Source organism: Escherichia sp. AM3 (assembly GCF_032029835.1).
GTDB lineage: Bacteria > Pseudomonadota > Gammaproteobacteria > Enterobacterales > Enterobacteriaceae > Escherichia > Escherichia coli.
This window is the reverse complement of sequence record NZ_JAVUPQ010000480.1, coordinates 1-660: the sequence shown is the minus strand read 5'-3', so window position 1 is coordinate 660 and position 660 is coordinate 1. Positions and strand designations below refer to the sequence as shown.

The window sequence follows — 660 nt, the reverse complement described above, 5'->3', positions numbered from 1 at the left end:
CTGCGTTGTCACATCAGATCGAAGAACTGGACTGTCTCTTCTTTGATGAACATCCTCATTTTTCCTGGCATCCGGGTATGCTGGTACCGGATTGTCATATGCAGACCGTCTTTCTGAAAGATCTGGTCAGTGCTGTTGCACCTACAAATCCCTACAGTTTTGTTAACTATCTGGTGAAGCACAAAAAGTTCTATCGCTTCCTTACAAGCAGACTACGTACAGTATCCCGTGAAGAGTTTTCTGACTACCTCCGCTGGGCTGCTGAAGATATGAATAACCTGTATTTCAGTCATACCGTTGAAAACATTGATTTCGATAAACACCGTCGATTGTTTCTGGTGCAACCCAGCCAGGGAGAATATTTTGCCCGCAATATCTGCCTTGGTACAGGAAAACAACCTTATTTACCACCCTGTGTGAAGCATATGACACAATCCTGTTTCCATGCCAGTGAAATGAATCTTCGTCGGCCGGACCTTAGTGGAAAACGGATAACCGTGGTTGGTGGAGGACAGAGTGGTGCAGACCTGTTCCTTAATGCATTACGCGGGGAATGGGGAGAAGCGGCGGAAATAAACTGGGTCTCCCGGCGTAATAATTTTAACGCACTGGATGAGGCTGCTTTTGCTGATGAGTATTTTACACCTGAATATATTTCAG

Annotated in this window: 1 pseudogene; it reads left to right on the top strand. The window is 45.5% G+C overall.

Features of this window, described 5'->3' with window-relative positions:
• Positions 1 to 660: pseudogene (gene iucD / locus RTW80_RS26735) on the top strand (NADPH-dependent L-lysine N(6)-monooxygenase IucD); the annotation flags it as partial.